Source organism: Kordiimonas sp. UBA4487 (genome assembly GCF_002389025.1).
GTDB lineage: Bacteria > Pseudomonadota > Alphaproteobacteria > Sphingomonadales > Kordiimonadaceae > Kordiimonas > Kordiimonas lacus.
In genome coordinates, this window is sequence record NZ_DGNR01000011.1 from 509,141 (window position 1) to 523,133 (window position 13,993).

The window sequence follows — 13,993 nt, forward strand, 5'->3', positions numbered from 1 at the left end:
CAGTAAGTGACCTATATGTCGAATAATCCGCATCTCCTGATCTTCGGGCCCGGCTTCAGCGCCCGCGCCATTGCAAAAAGGGCCCAGGAAGCCGGCTGGGATGTGAGCGGTACCTATCGGAATCCGGATAAGGCGGCCGAAATTGAAGCTTTGGATATTACCCCCGTCGCCTTTGACGCAACCGCACTCGCGGATGTCCTTCAGGCGGCTACGCATTGGCTGGTGTCTACAGCTCCGGGCGTGGATGGCGATCCCGTATTGAATTTGCTGAAAAGTCGAGCCGATAACCAAATGCCGCCCAAGTGGATCGGCTACCTTTCAAGCACCAACGTCTACGGTGATCATGGCGGCGCCTGGGTGGATGAAGACACGCCACCCACCCCCAGCCTGGACCGCGGCAAGCGGCGGGTGGAAGCGGAAAACAGCTGGCGAAAAAGGGCTGACACACTTGAAGCCACTCTTCATATCTTTCGCCTTGCAGGTATCTATGGCCCAGGCCGAAACGCCGTGCGGTCGCTTCTGGACGGCAAGGCCCGGCGCATTGTTAAACCAGGGCAGAAATTCAGCCGGATTCATGTAGCCGATATTGCCCAGACCGTCTGGACGGCTATGAACAGCACCTGCCCGAGCGGCGTTTTCAACCTGGCGGACGACGCGCCCTGCCCACCGCAGGACATCATCATGGAGGCGGCCACTGCCATGGGCATCACGCCGCCGCCCGAGATTCCGCTGGGACAAGCCGAGATGAGCCTGATCGCGCGGAGTTTCTATGCGGAAAGCAAGCTGGTGAGAAACGAACGAATCAAGCGCGATCTGGGCATCAAGCTGATCTATCCAAGCTTTTCAGATGCCCTGCCGGATCTGGTGAAATCAGAAAAATAGGCGCATACACCAGCCATCAGGCCATGGCATCAACCTGCTCGTATGTCATGTTGCCGGGAATGAGAAACAGCGGACACGGTAGCTGGCTCGCCAGTTCATTGGTGAAATAGTCCACCAAAGGCCCAGGACCACCTTCAGACCCCACGCCCAACACCAGGCCGAAGATATCCTGCTGGCCTTCAATGCTTTTCTTAATTTCTTCCTGAGGTTCGCCTTCGGCGATAATGACTTCCGGGATTACGCCACAGTAGGCATGCAGGCGCTCTGACACTTCAGCCAAAAGGGCTTCGGCTTCCTCATAGGCTTCCTCGCGCATGCGGTCCGCCACAGCCATCCAGTGCTGGAATTCGCCGGGACGGATGCAGTGAAACAGGATCAACTCACCGCCCGTAATATGGGCAGCACGTGCAGCAGCAAACCGGATAGCGACCTTGGATTCAGGCGACCCATCCACGACCACCATCAATTTTCGAACACGTTTTGTGACCGGCCGTATCGGCCCGTGAATTTCTTCTGTCACCCTGCCAGTTCCCCTCGTTTCCTTGCACCAGAGTGTCTTATGACTTACTTACCCGCAAGTTATTTGAGCAAAATATTACTCACTTCTCTCAGTTGGGTTCGGGCGCGAAGCAGATAAAAACCCTGCACTGACAAGTGGTTAGCGGCCAAGCCGTCTGCTGCACCATTCGACACAAGAATGGGGTCAAGCATTGCGGCCCTGGTCATGGAGCTAATCAGCTCATCATAGAGTGCACCGAGCTCCCTGTCCTCGATCACATTCGGGAAATCCTGCCGTAGCGCCTTCAGTATCATGAGATAACCATAAACCTGACCCTTGACCTGATAAAACAGATCATCTGCGCCCAGATCAGGCAAAACACCCCCGGCATTTTCGCCAACATACTGCTCCAAAGCAGCCGAAGACGCACCAAGATCAAGCGCGATCCGGTCAATGGTCGCCAGGAAATTATCCGCGCGGCGCTCAAAGATGGCATCCCCCTGAACAAGCCGCACGTTATAGGCCTCCAATTCCTTGACTGCCTCCTTGTAGAAACTGTCAGACGGTCTGGTCGGCAACATCGACGTAGAGAAATCAATCACCCAGCGATCAGGCTCGATGCCCAGGCCGCTGGCCGCCCTTTGAAGGTTCTCATCCACCGTGCTTGACCCCCTCATGCGGCCGAGCTGATCGCGCAGCTCAAACGAAAAGCGCTCAAGCGCGCTCTTGAGTCCCATCTGGTAATTGGGTGTATTGTCGACCCACCAACCGGGCAGGAAAATCGGATCATTTGGCGTCCAGTTATGGTCCATTGCCTCGCGGCGCACCAAGTAGGCAACTGTTGTGACCGCCTGAGATCCCCCTTCTGGGGCAGCCGGCACATCGTCCATGCTGTCATCCACACGGTGCACGACCATCATTCCCAAAACGATATAAAGGAAGAACAACACCGGCACGGCAATCGCCACCTTGCGCCAGGTGCTGCCGGATACAGTCGACAACCACCCCATCAGGTAGCGCCATAGCTTTCTGAGCCATCCGCCAAGGCCACCGAGCGCCTTGCCAGCCATCTCCTTCAGCCAGAGCCATATCTCTTTTGCCATCCGGTCGTCTCCCTGACGAAATTCATTGCCTGAATTCCTAATGTCGTCACTAATTGGGGTCAAAACAAGTGGTAACTCGCGAAAGCCATTGTAAATTCATGATTGGTTCAGGTTGTTCTCTCAACCATGTGCCATGATTGAATTTGAGGAAGACAATGCCGAACCAAAGCCGACACTTTCTGACAATGACCTTGGCCAGCTTGCTTTGCCTTGCACCTACAACGGCGCTGAAAGCCCAGGAAACCGCTGAAGCAAAAAAATGTATCGATGCCGGCAAAATAAGTGGCTACAGGATCGTCACTGATGAAGTCATCCGCCTTGAAATGCAGGGCCAGAAGGATGTGCTCTTGCGCCTGAAACGACACTGTCCGCAACTTCATTATCACAAATACATGTCTTTCACCCCGGTCAACGGCCAATTGTGCGCCCGGTTTGACGACATTATCACGCGCAGTGGCACCCCATGCCGTATCGAGTCTATTTCAGAAGTTTCCGACGAATCCGCGGATACCAACCCATAGCGCCAGCAGGCTGCCACTATTCGCTTGAAAGGCGCTGTGGAAGCGCTTATTCAAACGGCATGTCTGCCATGATTTTAAAAATTCTGCGCCCCAGCGAGTGGCTTGAAGCTCAACATGCCGACTATTTTGCGGGCGCGCCCATCGACCATGAAGATGGCTATATCCACTTCTCAACAGACGCACAGGTAGTAGAAACTGCCGCTCGCTATTTCGCGAATGAACCTGTCATTCACGTGCTGGCCATAGACCTGGCCCGCCTACCTGAGGCAGAGCTCAAATGGGAACCGTCCCGTGGCGGTGATTTGTTCCCGCACCTGTATGGCCGCCTGCCCATGGCGGCTGTCAGTAAAGTGTGGCATCTGGAGAAAGCTGAGAGTGGCTTTAATTTCGGTCCCATTCTTGAGGACTTACACAATGATTAACCTGTTCCCATTGGCCCGCCCTTTCGTTCATGCACTCGATCCTGAGAATGCCCATAACCTGACAATCGCGGCCCTCAAGCACGGTGTCACCGGATGTTTTGGCACCGGTATTGACGATCCTGTACTGGCTTCAGAAGCTTTCGGCCTCCGGTTCTTAAACCCTGTTGGCCTGGCAGCAGGTTTTGACAAGAACGCCGACGCCGTGATGGGCGCGCAGAAAATGGGATTTGGTTTCACCGAAGCAGGCACGGTTACCCCCAGACCGCAGTCAGGCAACGACAAACCGCGCCTATTCCGCCTGTCTGAAGACCGTGCGGTGATCAATCGCTTCGGTTTCAACAATGAAGGCCTCGACTATTTTGAGAACCAGATGAGGGCATTGCCGGAACAGCGCCAGCCCGTAGGAGCCAACGTAGGTGCCAACAAGGACACTGAAGACCGGACAGCAGATTATGTTACCGGCATCAGGCGGCTTTATGGCCTAAGTGACTATTTCACAGTCAATATCTCCAGCCCCAACACACCGGGTCTGCGAGCACTGCAGTCGAAAGCTGCGCTTGAAGACCTGATAGGGCGGGTATTGGAAGCCCGCACGGAAAAGATGGCTGAAGGCCACCGTTATATTCCAATGCTGGTCAAGATCGCACCAGACCTGCTGGAAGCCGATATTACAGACATCGCCGACCTGGCACAAAAGACAGACATCGACGGGCTGATCGTCTCCAACACCACCATCACACGACCCGACACGCTGAAATCCGCACACAAGGGCGAAACAGGTGGCCTATCAGGAGCTCCCTTGATGAGTCTGTCCACGGAAACACTGGGCGCCATGTACCAAGCCACCGGCGGCAAAGTGCCCTTGGTGGGGGTTGGCGGCATTGCGAGCGGCCAGGACGCTTACGCCAAGATCAAAGCGGGCGCGGCGCTGGTACAGCTTTATTCCATGTTGGTTTATGAAGGCCCAGCACTAGTGCACAGGGTAAAGCGCGAACTTGCAGCGCTCCTGAAGGCCGATGGCTTCAACTCTGTTGGGGAAGCGGTCGGGGTCAACCACCGCTGAAGCGTCAGGCAATCAGGTCAATGCTGATAGACACTGGCTGTTGAACTGCAGGGCGCGGCGCACCCACACCAAACACCGGCGCGTCAGGCGCAAGCGCCGCCTCATCTTCACTTTGGTCTGCCAATTCAAATGGTGATGCCACAGCGGCATCAGCGCCGCCGGCACCTTCACCCTGTTCCTGTTGTTCTGCTGTACGCTGTTCCTGAAGCTCAGCTTGCGCCGCTCTAAGGGACTGTTCGGCGGCTGCAGCCACAGCCCGGTCCTGGCCTGATGGTCGGGCGGGCGCCAGCGCCGCTTGACGCACCACTTCCATCTTGGCAATGGTGGCTTCCGGATCATCCGGTACAGTGCTTGTGTCAATGCTGACATGACCACCAACCGCATACTGAACGCCGTCAGGCCCTCGAACATATTCGAAATTGGGTTGACTGGTATAACCGCTGCCCGCTGTGGCGTGGGCAGCCTCATGAGCGCGCACTTCACGGTCCCGGGACTTGAGCTGCCGCACATAGGCCTTGTCTTCGTCCGACAGTTCCCCAGACAGCTTGATGTCCTGGGGCTTTGGCTGCAGGTCTTCGACCTTCGGTGGGTCGATTGAGGCGTTGGCGGGCACTGCGTTTGAAGTTGCCGTTGCTTGCCTGCCCTCTAACACCTGAAGGGCGACTGCAGAATTGCTGCGCTGAGGCTGTTTCCCATTTCCGCCTCGACGTCCTTCAAGTTCAGGCGCCGGTGGCTTGGGCTTCGGTGTGGGCTCAGGTTCTGGGCGCTCACGTGCATTGCCCCGGCGCGAAAGCTCTTCCGCCCGGGTGGCAATCTGTGGTTTCAAGTTCTCCGGCACATTGGGTCGCCGCATATTCGGCGGCGGTGGTCCAACCGAAGGCAACGTGCTAGTGCTTGTCATACGGGCATTTTAGCACGAAAGCCCCAGCCACGCTAATTTTCATGAATTCTTTACGAAAATGTGAGGTGCTATGCCCCAGGAGGTGGTGGCGGCCTATACTTCGGGTCAAGCCCTTCATCATCCCGTAGTGGCGGTGGTGGACGCCGGTCGTGTGGGAAGCCTTCCATACCCTGTCGACGGGGCGGGCGGCCGTCGGGCCCTGGCCTGCGGCGCTCGAACAAATCGTCAGCCAGTGCCTTGCGTGTCTCCTGATCCAGTTTGGCGACCACATTCAGGATAATGTCGCGAAGCGGAGCCTTGAGCTCTTCCGCCTTGGTCTGGTGGCTATCAAGCGCAGCTTCAAGGGCAGAAAGGTCGACAGTTTCGGCCAGCAACAGATCCTTGATGCGTTGTTCGCTCACACGCATCTCCCGGAAATGACCCCTCAGCTTCTGGCGGTGGTCGCGCATGATCATCCGCAGTTCGTCCTGCTCGGATTCCGGCAAATAGGATGCAAGGCGTCGCAGGTTAAACTCCACCCGCTCGCGGGGGCTGCCCATGGGGCCCTCTTCACCGCGAATTTGCCGCCCAAGCATCACGCCGCCAATGAACAGGTTGACGGCCAGAGAAGCGGCAAGGAGAACCAATATCCATTTCATTTTGCCGGTCATATCTTATTGATCCTCAAGGTAGAAATCGGCACTACTGGAAAAAAGCGTACTGCTCAGATCAACTGAGCTTTCTTCATCATAGGGCTGTTGTAGCCCAACAAAAACCCCTACGACCAGAACAAGGGCATACGCAACGCCTTGGGACGCCAGTCCCAGCGGGGAGAACAGGGTTCGGAAGTCCTGATATAGGCCTGCGAGGGCGGAAAGAAACCCGCTATTTGCTTGCTGCACCGGCATATGCTGTACGGGCACATCCAGAAGCCGGCCGAGAAACACATCAGCCCTGGCCTGCGTACCAGGCTGGTCGGCGAAGGCCGCCAACCGGGCATCCAGCGCCAACTCAGAGGCTGCAAAAGCAGCCCCTTTATCGGTTTTCAGGAACAGGCGCGCTCGGTCAGCGACATCAGTAGGCCAGTTGGCCATATCCGTCCCGTGCGCCACCCGCGCCAGTTCAAATTCTTCAATCGTCATGGGCTTCATCTTTGCCCTCCTATCCTAAAACCGCAAGCAAACCGGACTTGCTGTTTTCAAGCTCGTCCCTGAGCTTCGCCCGCGCCCGTACCAAAAGGCTTTCATAGGCTTTCAATTTCAGTTCCATAACGTCCGCCGCTTCTATGTTCGACAGGCCGTCAAAATAACTTAGGGTCACCGCCACTCGCTGACGTTCTGGTAACGCCTCGACTGCCGCCCTCAAGGCACCGTTGGCGCTATCGGTGACCATGGTTTCCTCCGCGTTATCGGTCTCGTCTTCCTGGTCAAACCCTTCCGGCAGCGGATCATGGGTGCGTTTGCGCTTTTCGTCCAAACACCGGTTCACCACAATACGGTGAAACCAAGTGGTGAACTTGGCCTTGGCCGCATCAAACCGGTCCGCGTGGGTCCACAGCTTGACAAAGGCTTCCTGCACAAGATCCTCCGCAAGCGCCAAATCGCCCGTCATACGGTACGCAAGCGCCCGGTAGCGGAGGCCGTGCCGATGCACCAGCACGGCGTAAGCCCCCCTGTCAGCCGCAGCAACATGTGTTACCAGCGTTTCGTCATCCAGTTCTTCACTCTTTTGCCGCAAGCTCTTACTCTTCAGGCAGTACACATTCTCTGATCCTGTTACGGACAGGAAACGCACCACCCTTCGCAAAAAATGGGGGCGATGGAATTACCCTATCACAATAGCGTAATATCACCACGCTATGGCATGCGCCATTGACGAAGGCGCCGCTAGCTGCAATGAACGTCAGCTAAGGCATTGTTTCAGGGAAGAGATCATGAAGATTGCAGTCATCGGCACCGGTTATGTGGGACTTGTTTCCGGCACCTGTTTTTCCGAGTTCGGTCACACGGTTACCTGTGTGGACAAGAATCCTGGGAAAATTGAAGCCCTGAACCAGAATGTCATGCCCATCTATGAGCCTGGGCTGGATGTCATGGTGGCCAAAAACCGCTTGGCGGGGCGGCTCCATTTCACGACAGACCTCAAAGCCGCGATGGCGGAGGCAGAAGCCGTGTTTATCGCGGTTGGGACCCCAAGTCGACGGGGCGATGGCCAGGCGGATCTGCAGTATGTGTTCGCCGCCGTGGAAGAAGCCGCCGCCTATATCCAGGACTATACGGTCGTGGTGACCAAATCGACCGTCCCTGTTGGTACGGGCGCAAAGATCAATGACATCCTGGCAGCAAGGCTGGACAAAAGCCTGTTTGATGTGGCGTCAAACCCAGAGTTCCTGCGCGAAGGGGCGGCAATCGAGGACTTCATGAGGCCCAACCGGGTGGTGTGCGGCGCGGACACTGATCGTGCCCAGGCGGTCCTGAAGGAGCTCTATCGGCCGCTGTTCCTGAATGAAACGCCAGTGTTGTTCACCAGCCGCGAGACGGCGGAAGTGATCAAATATGCCGCCAACGCCTTCCTGGCCACCAAGATCAGCTTCATTAATGAGATGGCCGATCTGTGCGAAAAAGTGGGCGCAGATGTGCAGGAAGTGGCCAAGGGCATCGGCCTCGACAGCCGCATCGGCGGCAAATTCCTGCATGCGGGCCCAGGTTATGGCGGCAGCTGTTTCCCCAAGGATACCAGGGCTTTGGTGAGCACTGCGGACGAACACAAGGTGCCGATGCGGATCGTGCGGTCCGTTGTTGAGGTGAACGAAGAGCGCAAACGCGCCATGGCCGACAAGATCATCCGCGCCTGCGGTGGGTCGGTCGACGGCAAGCGGATCGCGATCCTTGGGCTGACGTTCAAACCCAACACCGACGACATGCGCGAGAGCCCGTCGCTGGATATCATCCCGGCGCTACAGGCAGCAGGCGCCAGCGTCGCCGCCCATGACCCAAAGGGCATGGAGGAGGCGCGTGAACTCCTTGAAAACATGGAGTTTTGTGACGACCCCTATGAGGCCATGAAAGGCGCCGATGCGCTGGTGATCCTGACCGAATGGAACCAGTATCGGGCGCTTGACGTCGGGCGTATGAAAGACCTTCTGAAGGCGCCGGTGATGGTTGACCTGAGGAATATCTATGGCCGCGCCGACCTGGCTGGCGAGGGCTTCAAATATGTGGGCGTGGGGCGGTGCCCGGAATAGGGACACACCAAAAGGGCACACATCGGCCCCCAATGTGCCCTTTTTCCCATTTTGGGCACACCCATAGGGCCCACCGTGTGCCCAAAAAGGCCGCGCGAAAGACCAAGCCGTGACCAAGCCCGTCCTCGCCCACCCCCACAGGCGCATCTGGGCCATCGCCGGCCCGGCCATCATCGCCAATTCCTCCGCCCCGCTTGTGGGACTTGTGGACACCTGGATCATCGGCCACCTGCCGGCGGCCAAATATCTGGCAGCCGTCAGCGTCGGCAGCCTTCTGTTCAGTTATGTTTACTGGGCGTGCGGCTTCCTGCGCATGAGCACCACCGGCCTGGTGGCGCAGGCGCATGGGCGCGACGACCAGGACCAGGTGGCGCGGGTGCTCTTGCGCGCCACAATGCTGGCGGCGCTGCTGGGGCTTCTTTTCCTGGCGCTGTCCACGCCGTTTCGTGTCGCAGCCCTGGGGTTCCTTGACCCGCCTGCTGATGTCATCCCGCTCTTTGACACCTATTTTGACATCCGGGCGTGGGCCATCCCAGCGGCGTTGCTGGGGCTGGGGATCAACGGTTTCCTGATCGGCACCGCGCGGGCCAAGCTGTCGCTTTATGTGCAGCTGACGCTCAATATTGCCAACGCTGTTCTCAGCCTTCTGTTCGTGCTGGGGTTCGACATGGGGGTAGCCGGTGTGGCGCTGGGGTCACTGATCGCCGAATGGCTGGCGGTGGCACTGGGGTTTGCCTTTATCAGCCGTACCCTGGGCTTGAAGGCGCTGGCCGCCGCCGTACGCGAGAGTGAGACCTATAACCCGGCCAAGATGAAAAAGCTGATGAGCGTGAACGGCTTTATCTTTGTCCGCACCCTGTTGCTGATCTTCGCCTTCGCGCTGCTGACCCGCGAGGCGGCGGCGCTCGGCGGTGTGGCGCTGGCGGCGCACCATGTGCTGAATACCTTCATGATGCTGATCGCCCTGGGGCTGGACGGCTTCGCCTATGCCTCCGAAGCGCTGGCGGGCGCGGCATACGGCAAAGGTGTGCGGCACGAGTTTCGTGGCTGGGTCAAGTACGGCATGATCTGGTCGGGGGCCATGGCCATCCTGTATGCCCTTGGCTTCTACCTGGGCGGCGCATCGTTGATCTTTGCCCTGACAGATTTGGAAAGCGTGCGCGCGGCGGCAACGGAAGTGATTCCAGTAATCGTGCTACTGCCGCTCGTAGGCGCCTGGTGTTACCAATATGACGGCATCTATATTGGTGCCACCGCCGGGCGCGCCATGTTTGGCACGATTGCGGTCTCGGTCGCGGTCTTTGTTCCCTCAATCGGACCGCTGGCGGACGCCTATGGCCTGGTGGGGCTGTGGATGGCCATGATGGTGTTCCTGGCCATGCGCGGGCTGACGCAGGCCGTCTGGTACCCGCGCCTTGAGCGGCGGCTGGCCACAGATAAGACTGAGGGCGCATCATGAACACCGCGCTGTTCCTTGGGTTCCTGGCGGCAACGCTGGTGATCGCAGTCTCCCCCGGGCCATCGGTGGCGCTGGCCTCCAGCCAGGCGGTCAGGCACGGCCCGAAGGCCGCCTTTGTTGCCACGCTCGGCGATGCGCTGGGCACGGTGGTGCATATCCTGGTGGCGGTGATGAGCCTGGAAGTGCTGGTCCGCTCGGCGGCCAGCATCCTGCCGTGGCTGCAGATTGTCGGCGGGCTGTATATTTTGTATCTGGGCGGGAGAAGCTTGAAGGCCGCGAAAGCAGCGAGCGAGAAGACCGCCAAGCCGCCAGCTTACCGGTCCGCCTTCACCAGTGGTTTTCTGGCGTGTGTGAGCAACCCCAAGGCCATCGTGTTTTTCATGGCGCTGTTCCCCGGCTTTATCGACCCCGCGCTGAGCCTCGCGCTGCAGTCTGCCGTTTATGGCACAGCCTTCGTCCTGATCGACGGGGCCTTTATCTTTGGCTATGCGCTGATCGCGCATGGCGCTGCGACGTCGCGCCTTGGTCACCGCCTGAATATGGATATGCTGAGCGGCCTTGGCCTGCTGGCCGTGGGGCTATTGCTGGTGGTGCGGGGGGGCGCGGCCATCTAAGCCAAATTGGCCTGAAAAAAGAACTGGTTTAACAGGCGCCGGGCAGCCCCAAGCCTGTTAAACGCCTTGTTTTCCTGAACAAAAGTACACTGAACGCAGTGAAGGCCTTTTGTTCAAGTCAGAGGATTTCCACGACACCTTCAGGTGGGCGGCCGATCCTGGCTTTGTCCGCATTGAAGACAATCGGGCGTTCGATCAGCTTCGGCGTATTCGCCATGGCAGCCACAAGCGCCTCGCCTTCCATGTCGGCACAGCCACCCTCTTTATACTCGGCCTCGCCCTTGCGCATCAGCGAGCGCGGGTCGTCCATGCCGAGCTTCGAAAGCGCATCTTTGATCTCTGCTTCCGTCGGCGCGTCCTCAAGATACAGGCGCACAACAGGCGACAGGCCCTTTTCTTCAAGAATTGCCAGCGTCTGGCGGGATTTGCTGCAGCGCGGATTGTGCCAGATGGTGAGTTCCATGGTTGCTCCCCTAATTTTCATATCTTGCTTACCAGACGGTTTAGCGGTGATATGACAGCGGAGCAAGCGTGATCGACCATATCCTGAAAACTCAATCTCATGAAAAAACGAGCCATGAAATTCCGAGACACATTTCCACTGACAGATGAGCAGGTCGCTCTCATTGAATCTGAAAATGGATGGACCTTCCCACAAGCATACAGGGATTTTCTTGGTCGCCATAACGGCGGCGTGCCCGATGTCAATATGTGCGCTGTTGGCGACAACCAGGACTGCCGCGTTACCGGCTTTATCCCGGCTGATGGAATCAAGGAAGAAGCGCGTTTCATCGAAAACCTTTCCGAAAATGCAATCCCGATCGCCTGGGCCGAGTGTGGCAACTATGTGCTTATGGAAATGAGCGGGTCAGGCGCCATCCGGTACTGGGATCATGAGGAACCCACCCGCGATGTGGTGCTTGCAGAAACATTTTCTGGCTTTATTGGCGCTCTCAGGGAATTCAGCTTAGAAGAACTTCCCCCACACAAGGTTATCCGTGTCTGGATTGATCCTGAATTTGCGAAAACCCTGAAGTGAGAAAGCTTGGAACGACGGCATGAAAAAGTTGAATAGGGTCGGTTTTTTCAACGAACTCCGTCACGGCGACCCGGATGGGCCAAGTTTGACGACCGGCCAGGACAACCTTCCGGAAGACATTCTCGAAAGGGTCTGTCGATATCTGGAATCTGGACATCTTTTTATCGGGTGCCCAGCCCTAGTCAAAGACGTCCTGAATGATACTGGTCCCTTCATTGGCGCGCCAAACATTTTAACCGACGGAGAATGGGCCTGGCCTGCCGACCTTGTACATTATGTCAACGTGTATCGAGTGGCTTTACCGTCCGCCTTTTTGGACCACATGATAATTTCCAACTGGCAGGTCCCCGCTGTAGGTTTGGAACAGATCAGCCTTTAAAGGTAACCCCCAAACGTTTCAGCTCCCGTACCGCCCGTACATGGATCAGGCGTTTACCTGCGGCCTTTTCCTCAAGTTTCTCTAATAAAGCGTCATTCCAGAACAGCGGTGATTTCCTGAGGAACCGCCAACTGGCGAGCGTGCCTTTCCAGACACTGGCGCCTTCGGGCCAGCCTTCGGGCTTGCGCCATAGGCTGACAAGCCAGCGTTTCGTCACCCACCAATAGTGCCGGGCATAGGGCAAATCCACATAGACCAGTGTGTCGGCAGCGTCCACCCGGCGCCAGAAGGTCTCGAGTGTGCCCAGGCCGTCGACAACCCACGCATCGCCGTCAATGACCTCTTGGTGGGCCTCAAGGAATGCGTGCCTAGGCATCATCTCGCCATTTTGCCGGTACTGGATCAGGTCCAGCGGATGGAGGGGCAACCCGGCCTGCGCAGCAAGGTATTTGGCAAGCGATGACTTCCCGCCGCCGGGTTTGCCGAAAACCATGACCCGTTTCATATGATCCTATCCTCAAATCTGTGCCGCCCCTGTGGGCTGGTTCTGTCTGTTCTGGGGTATCTACTCAGCGGTGGGGGCTTCAATGCGCTCGAAAAACACTTTGGCGATCTTGCCGTCCCTGACCTCATAGCGGGCGATGACTTCCCGGGTGCTGCCGACCAGGCGTTCACGGTCAATCACTGTATTGCCGTCGACCGAGCGGGACAAAATAACCGCGTACAGGTCCGGCCTTTTCTCAAACAGCGCGCCATAAATACGCCGGACATCATCCAGATTGGTGGCGAACGGGTCACGCCCTTTCCACTGCAACACGACATCTGGATGATAGGTGGCCACAAAGGCATCGATATCGCCGCTGTTGTAGGCATCCAGCTGGCGCTGGACCACCTCAGCCGCCATCGCTTCTTCCACCGTTACCGGCGCCAGCGTGTCCGAAGCCGCGCGCAGCTCTGTGCCGATGGCAATTGCCAGTATAGCAAGCGTGGTGATCAACAGGTTTTTCATAAGCTCTCCCCCAAAAGGCTTGTTGTTGCGCCGGAACTCTATGGCAATTTGGGAGAAAGGCAAAGCCCGGCTGGAAATGACAGATGGCCGACAGCTTTATCTTGACCTGTCCCCTTGGGCAGCGCATCAAAACAGCGCAGACCATCAAGCATAGAATAGGGCATCCATGTCGTTCATCGCCAAAGACGTTATCCGGCTTCACGGATTAAAAATCGGTATCGACAAGGACGCCGTGTCCATGCCGATCCTTCGGTCCATGCTGCAAGGCTGGTATGAAGCCGTTGAGTTGACGCTGATGAAGAAAGTGCTGACACCGGGGGACCGGATTGTGGAAGTTGGCGGCGGTATAGGCATCACCGCCATGAAAGCCGCAGACATCATTGGCGCCGAGAATATCTTCTCGTTTGAGCTGAACCCCTACCTGATTGAATGGTCGGCCGATAATTTCAAGCGCAACGGCTTTGAAATTCAAGTGTTCCAGCAGGCGCTGTTCCCGCGCGCGTCCCTGCCCGACGGGCTGGTGGACTTTCATGTGCACCAGAATTTCTGGGCGTCGTCGCTTGCGCCAAGGGAAGGCACCGTGGAAACCATCAAGGTGCCCGCAGCCTGCCTTGAAGACAAGATCGCGGAGCACCGCGCTAACGTTCTGATCGTGGATATCGAAGGCGCCGAGGTTCATCTGTTCAACGGCCTGGACCTGACGGGGATCGAGAAGATCGTGATGGAAATCCACTACCGGGCCGCGGGCAGGACTGAGACCAACGCCATGATCCGCAGCATCGAAGACCGGGGCTTCTTTCTGGACTATGAGATGATCGACAGCGGGGTGCTGTGCTTCACCAGGACTGCGGACGCACAGACGTAAACGACCCAAGGGCA

The 13,993-nt window shown here is 57.4% G+C and carries 19 protein-coding genes; 10 read left to right on the top strand and 9 right to left on the bottom strand.

Annotated elements, in window-relative coordinates; genetic code table 11:
- Positions 1-15 precede the first annotated feature (15 nt).
- Positions 16-882: an SDR family oxidoreductase gene (locus B3Z17_RS07895; protein WP_286829311.1), complete on the top strand. Its 867-nt coding sequence runs from the start codon at positions 16-18 to the stop codon at positions 880-882.
- Between the two features lie 16 nt (positions 883-898).
- Here the strand turns inward: B3Z17_RS07895 and B3Z17_RS07900 are convergent, their stop codons facing one another.
- Together B3Z17_RS07900 and B3Z17_RS07905 are read right to left on the bottom strand one after the other, a co-directional pair.
- Positions 899-1,402 carry a universal stress protein gene (locus B3Z17_RS07900; protein WP_068308640.1) on the bottom strand — a complete coding sequence of 168 codons (504 nt, stop codon included), beginning with the start codon at positions 1,400-1,402 and terminating at the stop codon, positions 899-901.
- 59 nt (positions 1,403-1,461) lie between these two features.
- Entirely contained in the window at positions 1,462-2,484 is a 1,023-nt protein-coding gene (locus tag B3Z17_RS07905) for a DUF2333 family protein (protein WP_286829312.1), read from the bottom strand.
- A 155-nt stretch (positions 2,485-2,639) separates the two neighbouring features.
- Here B3Z17_RS07905 and B3Z17_RS07910 point away from each other — a divergent pair, with 155 nt between their 5' ends.
- From B3Z17_RS07910 to B3Z17_RS07920, 3 genes are all read left to right on the top strand, one after another.
- Positions 2,640-3,005 carry a DUF6491 family protein gene (locus B3Z17_RS07910; RefSeq protein WP_286829313.1) on the top strand — a complete coding sequence of 122 codons (366 nt, stop codon included), beginning with the start codon at positions 2,640-2,642 and terminating at the stop codon, positions 3,003-3,005.
- 68 nt (positions 3,006-3,073) lie between these two features.
- Positions 3,074-3,427: a DUF952 domain-containing protein gene (locus B3Z17_RS07915; protein ID WP_286829314.1), complete on the top strand. Its 354-nt coding sequence runs from the start codon at positions 3,074-3,076 to the stop codon at positions 3,425-3,427.
- Complete coding sequence (locus B3Z17_RS07920; protein WP_068308648.1) at positions 3,420-4,490, top strand: quinone-dependent dihydroorotate dehydrogenase; 1,071 nt, start codon at positions 3,420-3,422, stop codon at positions 4,488-4,490. The genes B3Z17_RS07915 and B3Z17_RS07920 overlap by 8 nt, the downstream gene beginning before the upstream one ends.
- A 4-nt stretch (positions 4,491-4,494) precedes the next feature.
- Here B3Z17_RS07920 and B3Z17_RS07925 read toward each other — a convergent pair whose 3' ends face one another.
- The 4 genes from B3Z17_RS07925 to B3Z17_RS07940 form a co-directional block, all read right to left on the bottom strand.
- Positions 4,495-5,328 (bottom strand): putative metalloprotease CJM1_0395 family protein, encoded by an 834-nt coding sequence (locus B3Z17_RS07925; protein WP_286829315.1) that lies wholly within the window; start codon positions 5,326-5,328, stop codon positions 4,495-4,497.
- A 131-nt stretch (positions 5,329-5,459) separates the two neighbouring features.
- On the bottom strand, positions 5,460-6,041 hold the full coding sequence (locus B3Z17_RS07930) for a periplasmic heavy metal sensor (RefSeq protein WP_286829316.1): 582 nt from the start codon (positions 6,039-6,041) through the stop codon (positions 5,460-5,462).
- A 3-nt stretch (positions 6,042-6,044) separates the two neighbouring features.
- On the bottom strand, positions 6,045-6,521 hold the full coding sequence (locus tag B3Z17_RS07935) for a hypothetical protein (protein ID WP_286829317.1): 477 nt from the start codon (positions 6,519-6,521) through the stop codon (positions 6,045-6,047).
- A 10-nt stretch (positions 6,522-6,531) separates the two neighbouring features.
- On the bottom strand, positions 6,532-7,107 hold the full coding sequence (locus B3Z17_RS07940) for a sigma-70 family RNA polymerase sigma factor (protein ID WP_286829318.1): 576 nt from the start codon (positions 7,105-7,107) through the stop codon (positions 6,532-6,534).
- Positions 7,108-7,303: 196 nt separating this feature from the next.
- Between B3Z17_RS07940 and B3Z17_RS07945 the strand changes: the two genes are divergently transcribed.
- The 3 genes from B3Z17_RS07945 (at position 7,304) to B3Z17_RS07955 (ending at position 10,687) form a co-directional block, all read left to right on the top strand.
- Positions 7,304-8,614: a UDP-glucose dehydrogenase family protein gene (locus B3Z17_RS07945; protein WP_286829319.1), complete on the top strand. Its 1,311-nt coding sequence runs from the start codon at positions 7,304-7,306 to the stop codon at positions 8,612-8,614.
- 109 nt (positions 8,615-8,723) lie between these two features.
- The gene (locus tag B3Z17_RS07950; protein ID WP_286829320.1) at positions 8,724-10,073 is read left to right on the top strand and encodes an MATE family efflux transporter; all 1,350 of its coding nucleotides are present in this window, start codon (positions 8,724-8,726) and stop codon (positions 10,071-10,073) included.
- Entirely contained in the window at positions 10,070-10,687 is a 618-nt protein-coding gene (locus tag B3Z17_RS07955; protein WP_286829321.1) for a LysE family translocator, read from the top strand. The genes B3Z17_RS07950 and B3Z17_RS07955 overlap by 4 nt, the downstream gene beginning before the upstream one ends.
- Positions 10,688-10,805: 118 nt before the next feature.
- Here B3Z17_RS07955 and arsC read toward each other — a convergent pair whose 3' ends face one another.
- Positions 10,806-11,150, bottom strand: coding sequence for an arsenate reductase (glutaredoxin) (gene arsC, locus B3Z17_RS07960; RefSeq protein ID WP_286829322.1), 345 nt, complete (start codon positions 11,148-11,150; stop codon positions 10,806-10,808).
- Positions 11,151-11,264: 114 nt separating this feature from the next.
- Between arsC and B3Z17_RS07965 the strand changes: the two genes are divergently transcribed.
- The gene (locus tag B3Z17_RS07965) at positions 11,265-11,726 is read left to right on the top strand and encodes an SMI1/KNR4 family protein (protein WP_160328658.1); all 462 of its coding nucleotides are present in this window, start codon (positions 11,265-11,267) and stop codon (positions 11,724-11,726) included.
- Between the two features lie 19 nt (positions 11,727-11,745).
- Complete coding sequence (locus B3Z17_RS07970; protein WP_286829323.1) at positions 11,746-12,105, top strand: hypothetical protein; 360 nt, start codon at positions 11,746-11,748, stop codon at positions 12,103-12,105.
- On the opposite strand, the gene B3Z17_RS07975 is transcribed toward B3Z17_RS07970, so the two are convergent.
- On the bottom strand, positions 12,095-12,610 hold the full coding sequence (locus B3Z17_RS07975) for a hypothetical protein (protein WP_286829324.1): 516 nt from the start codon (positions 12,608-12,610) through the stop codon (positions 12,095-12,097). The genes B3Z17_RS07970 and B3Z17_RS07975 overlap by 11 nt on opposite strands.
- A gap of 60 nt (positions 12,611-12,670) precedes the next feature.
- Positions 12,671-13,114, bottom strand: coding sequence for a nuclear transport factor 2 family protein (locus B3Z17_RS07980; RefSeq protein ID WP_286829325.1), 444 nt, complete (start codon positions 13,112-13,114; stop codon positions 12,671-12,673).
- 166 nt (positions 13,115-13,280) lie between these two features.
- On the opposite strand from B3Z17_RS07980, the gene B3Z17_RS07985 reads away from it, so the two are divergent.
- Positions 13,281-13,979: an FkbM family methyltransferase gene (locus B3Z17_RS07985; RefSeq protein WP_286829326.1), complete on the top strand. Its 699-nt coding sequence runs from the start codon at positions 13,281-13,283 to the stop codon at positions 13,977-13,979.
- The last annotated feature ends 14 nt before the right edge of the window (positions 13,980-13,993 follow it).

Excerpts from the sequence above, each read along its gene's own strand:
- B3Z17_RS07895 (WP_286829311.1), top strand. The coding sequence starts at position 16 with ATGTCGAATAATCCGCATCTCCTGATCTTCGGGCCCGGCTTCAGCGCC.
- B3Z17_RS07905 (WP_286829312.1), bottom strand. The coding sequence starts at position 2,484 with ATGGCAAAAGAGATATGGCTCTGGCTGAAGGAGATGGCTGGCAAGGCG.
- B3Z17_RS07910 (WP_286829313.1), top strand. The coding sequence starts at position 2,640 with ATGCCGAACCAAAGCCGACACTTTCTGACAATGACCTTGGCCAGCTTG.
- B3Z17_RS07915 (WP_286829314.1), top strand. The coding sequence starts at position 3,074 with ATGATTTTAAAAATTCTGCGCCCCAGCGAGTGGCTTGAAGCTCAACAT.
- B3Z17_RS07920 (WP_068308648.1), top strand. The coding sequence starts at position 3,420 with ATGATTAACCTGTTCCCATTGGCCCGCCCTTTCGTTCATGCACTCGAT.
- B3Z17_RS07930 (WP_286829316.1), bottom strand. The coding sequence starts at position 6,041 with ATGACCGGCAAAATGAAATGGATATTGGTTCTCCTTGCCGCTTCTCTG.
- B3Z17_RS07935 (WP_286829317.1), bottom strand. The coding sequence starts at position 6,521 with ATGAAGCCCATGACGATTGAAGAATTTGAACTGGCGCGGGTGGCGCAC.
- B3Z17_RS07945 (WP_286829319.1), top strand. The coding sequence starts at position 7,304 with ATGAAGATTGCAGTCATCGGCACCGGTTATGTGGGACTTGTTTCCGGC.
- B3Z17_RS07955 (WP_286829321.1), top strand. The coding sequence starts at position 10,070 with ATGAACACCGCGCTGTTCCTTGGGTTCCTGGCGGCAACGCTGGTGATC.
- arsC (WP_286829322.1), bottom strand. The coding sequence starts at position 11,150 with ATGGAACTCACCATCTGGCACAATCCGCGCTGCAGCAAATCCCGCCAG.
- B3Z17_RS07965 (WP_160328658.1), top strand. The coding sequence starts at position 11,265 with ATGAAATTCCGAGACACATTTCCACTGACAGATGAGCAGGTCGCTCTC.
- B3Z17_RS07970 (WP_286829323.1), top strand. The coding sequence starts at position 11,746 with ATGAAAAAGTTGAATAGGGTCGGTTTTTTCAACGAACTCCGTCACGGC.
- B3Z17_RS07975 (WP_286829324.1), bottom strand. The coding sequence starts at position 12,610 with ATGAAACGGGTCATGGTTTTCGGCAAACCCGGCGGCGGGAAGTCATCG.
- B3Z17_RS07980 (WP_286829325.1), bottom strand. The coding sequence starts at position 13,114 with ATGAAAAACCTGTTGATCACCACGCTTGCTATACTGGCAATTGCCATC.
- B3Z17_RS07985 (WP_286829326.1), top strand. The coding sequence starts at position 13,281 with ATGTCGTTCATCGCCAAAGACGTTATCCGGCTTCACGGATTAAAAATC.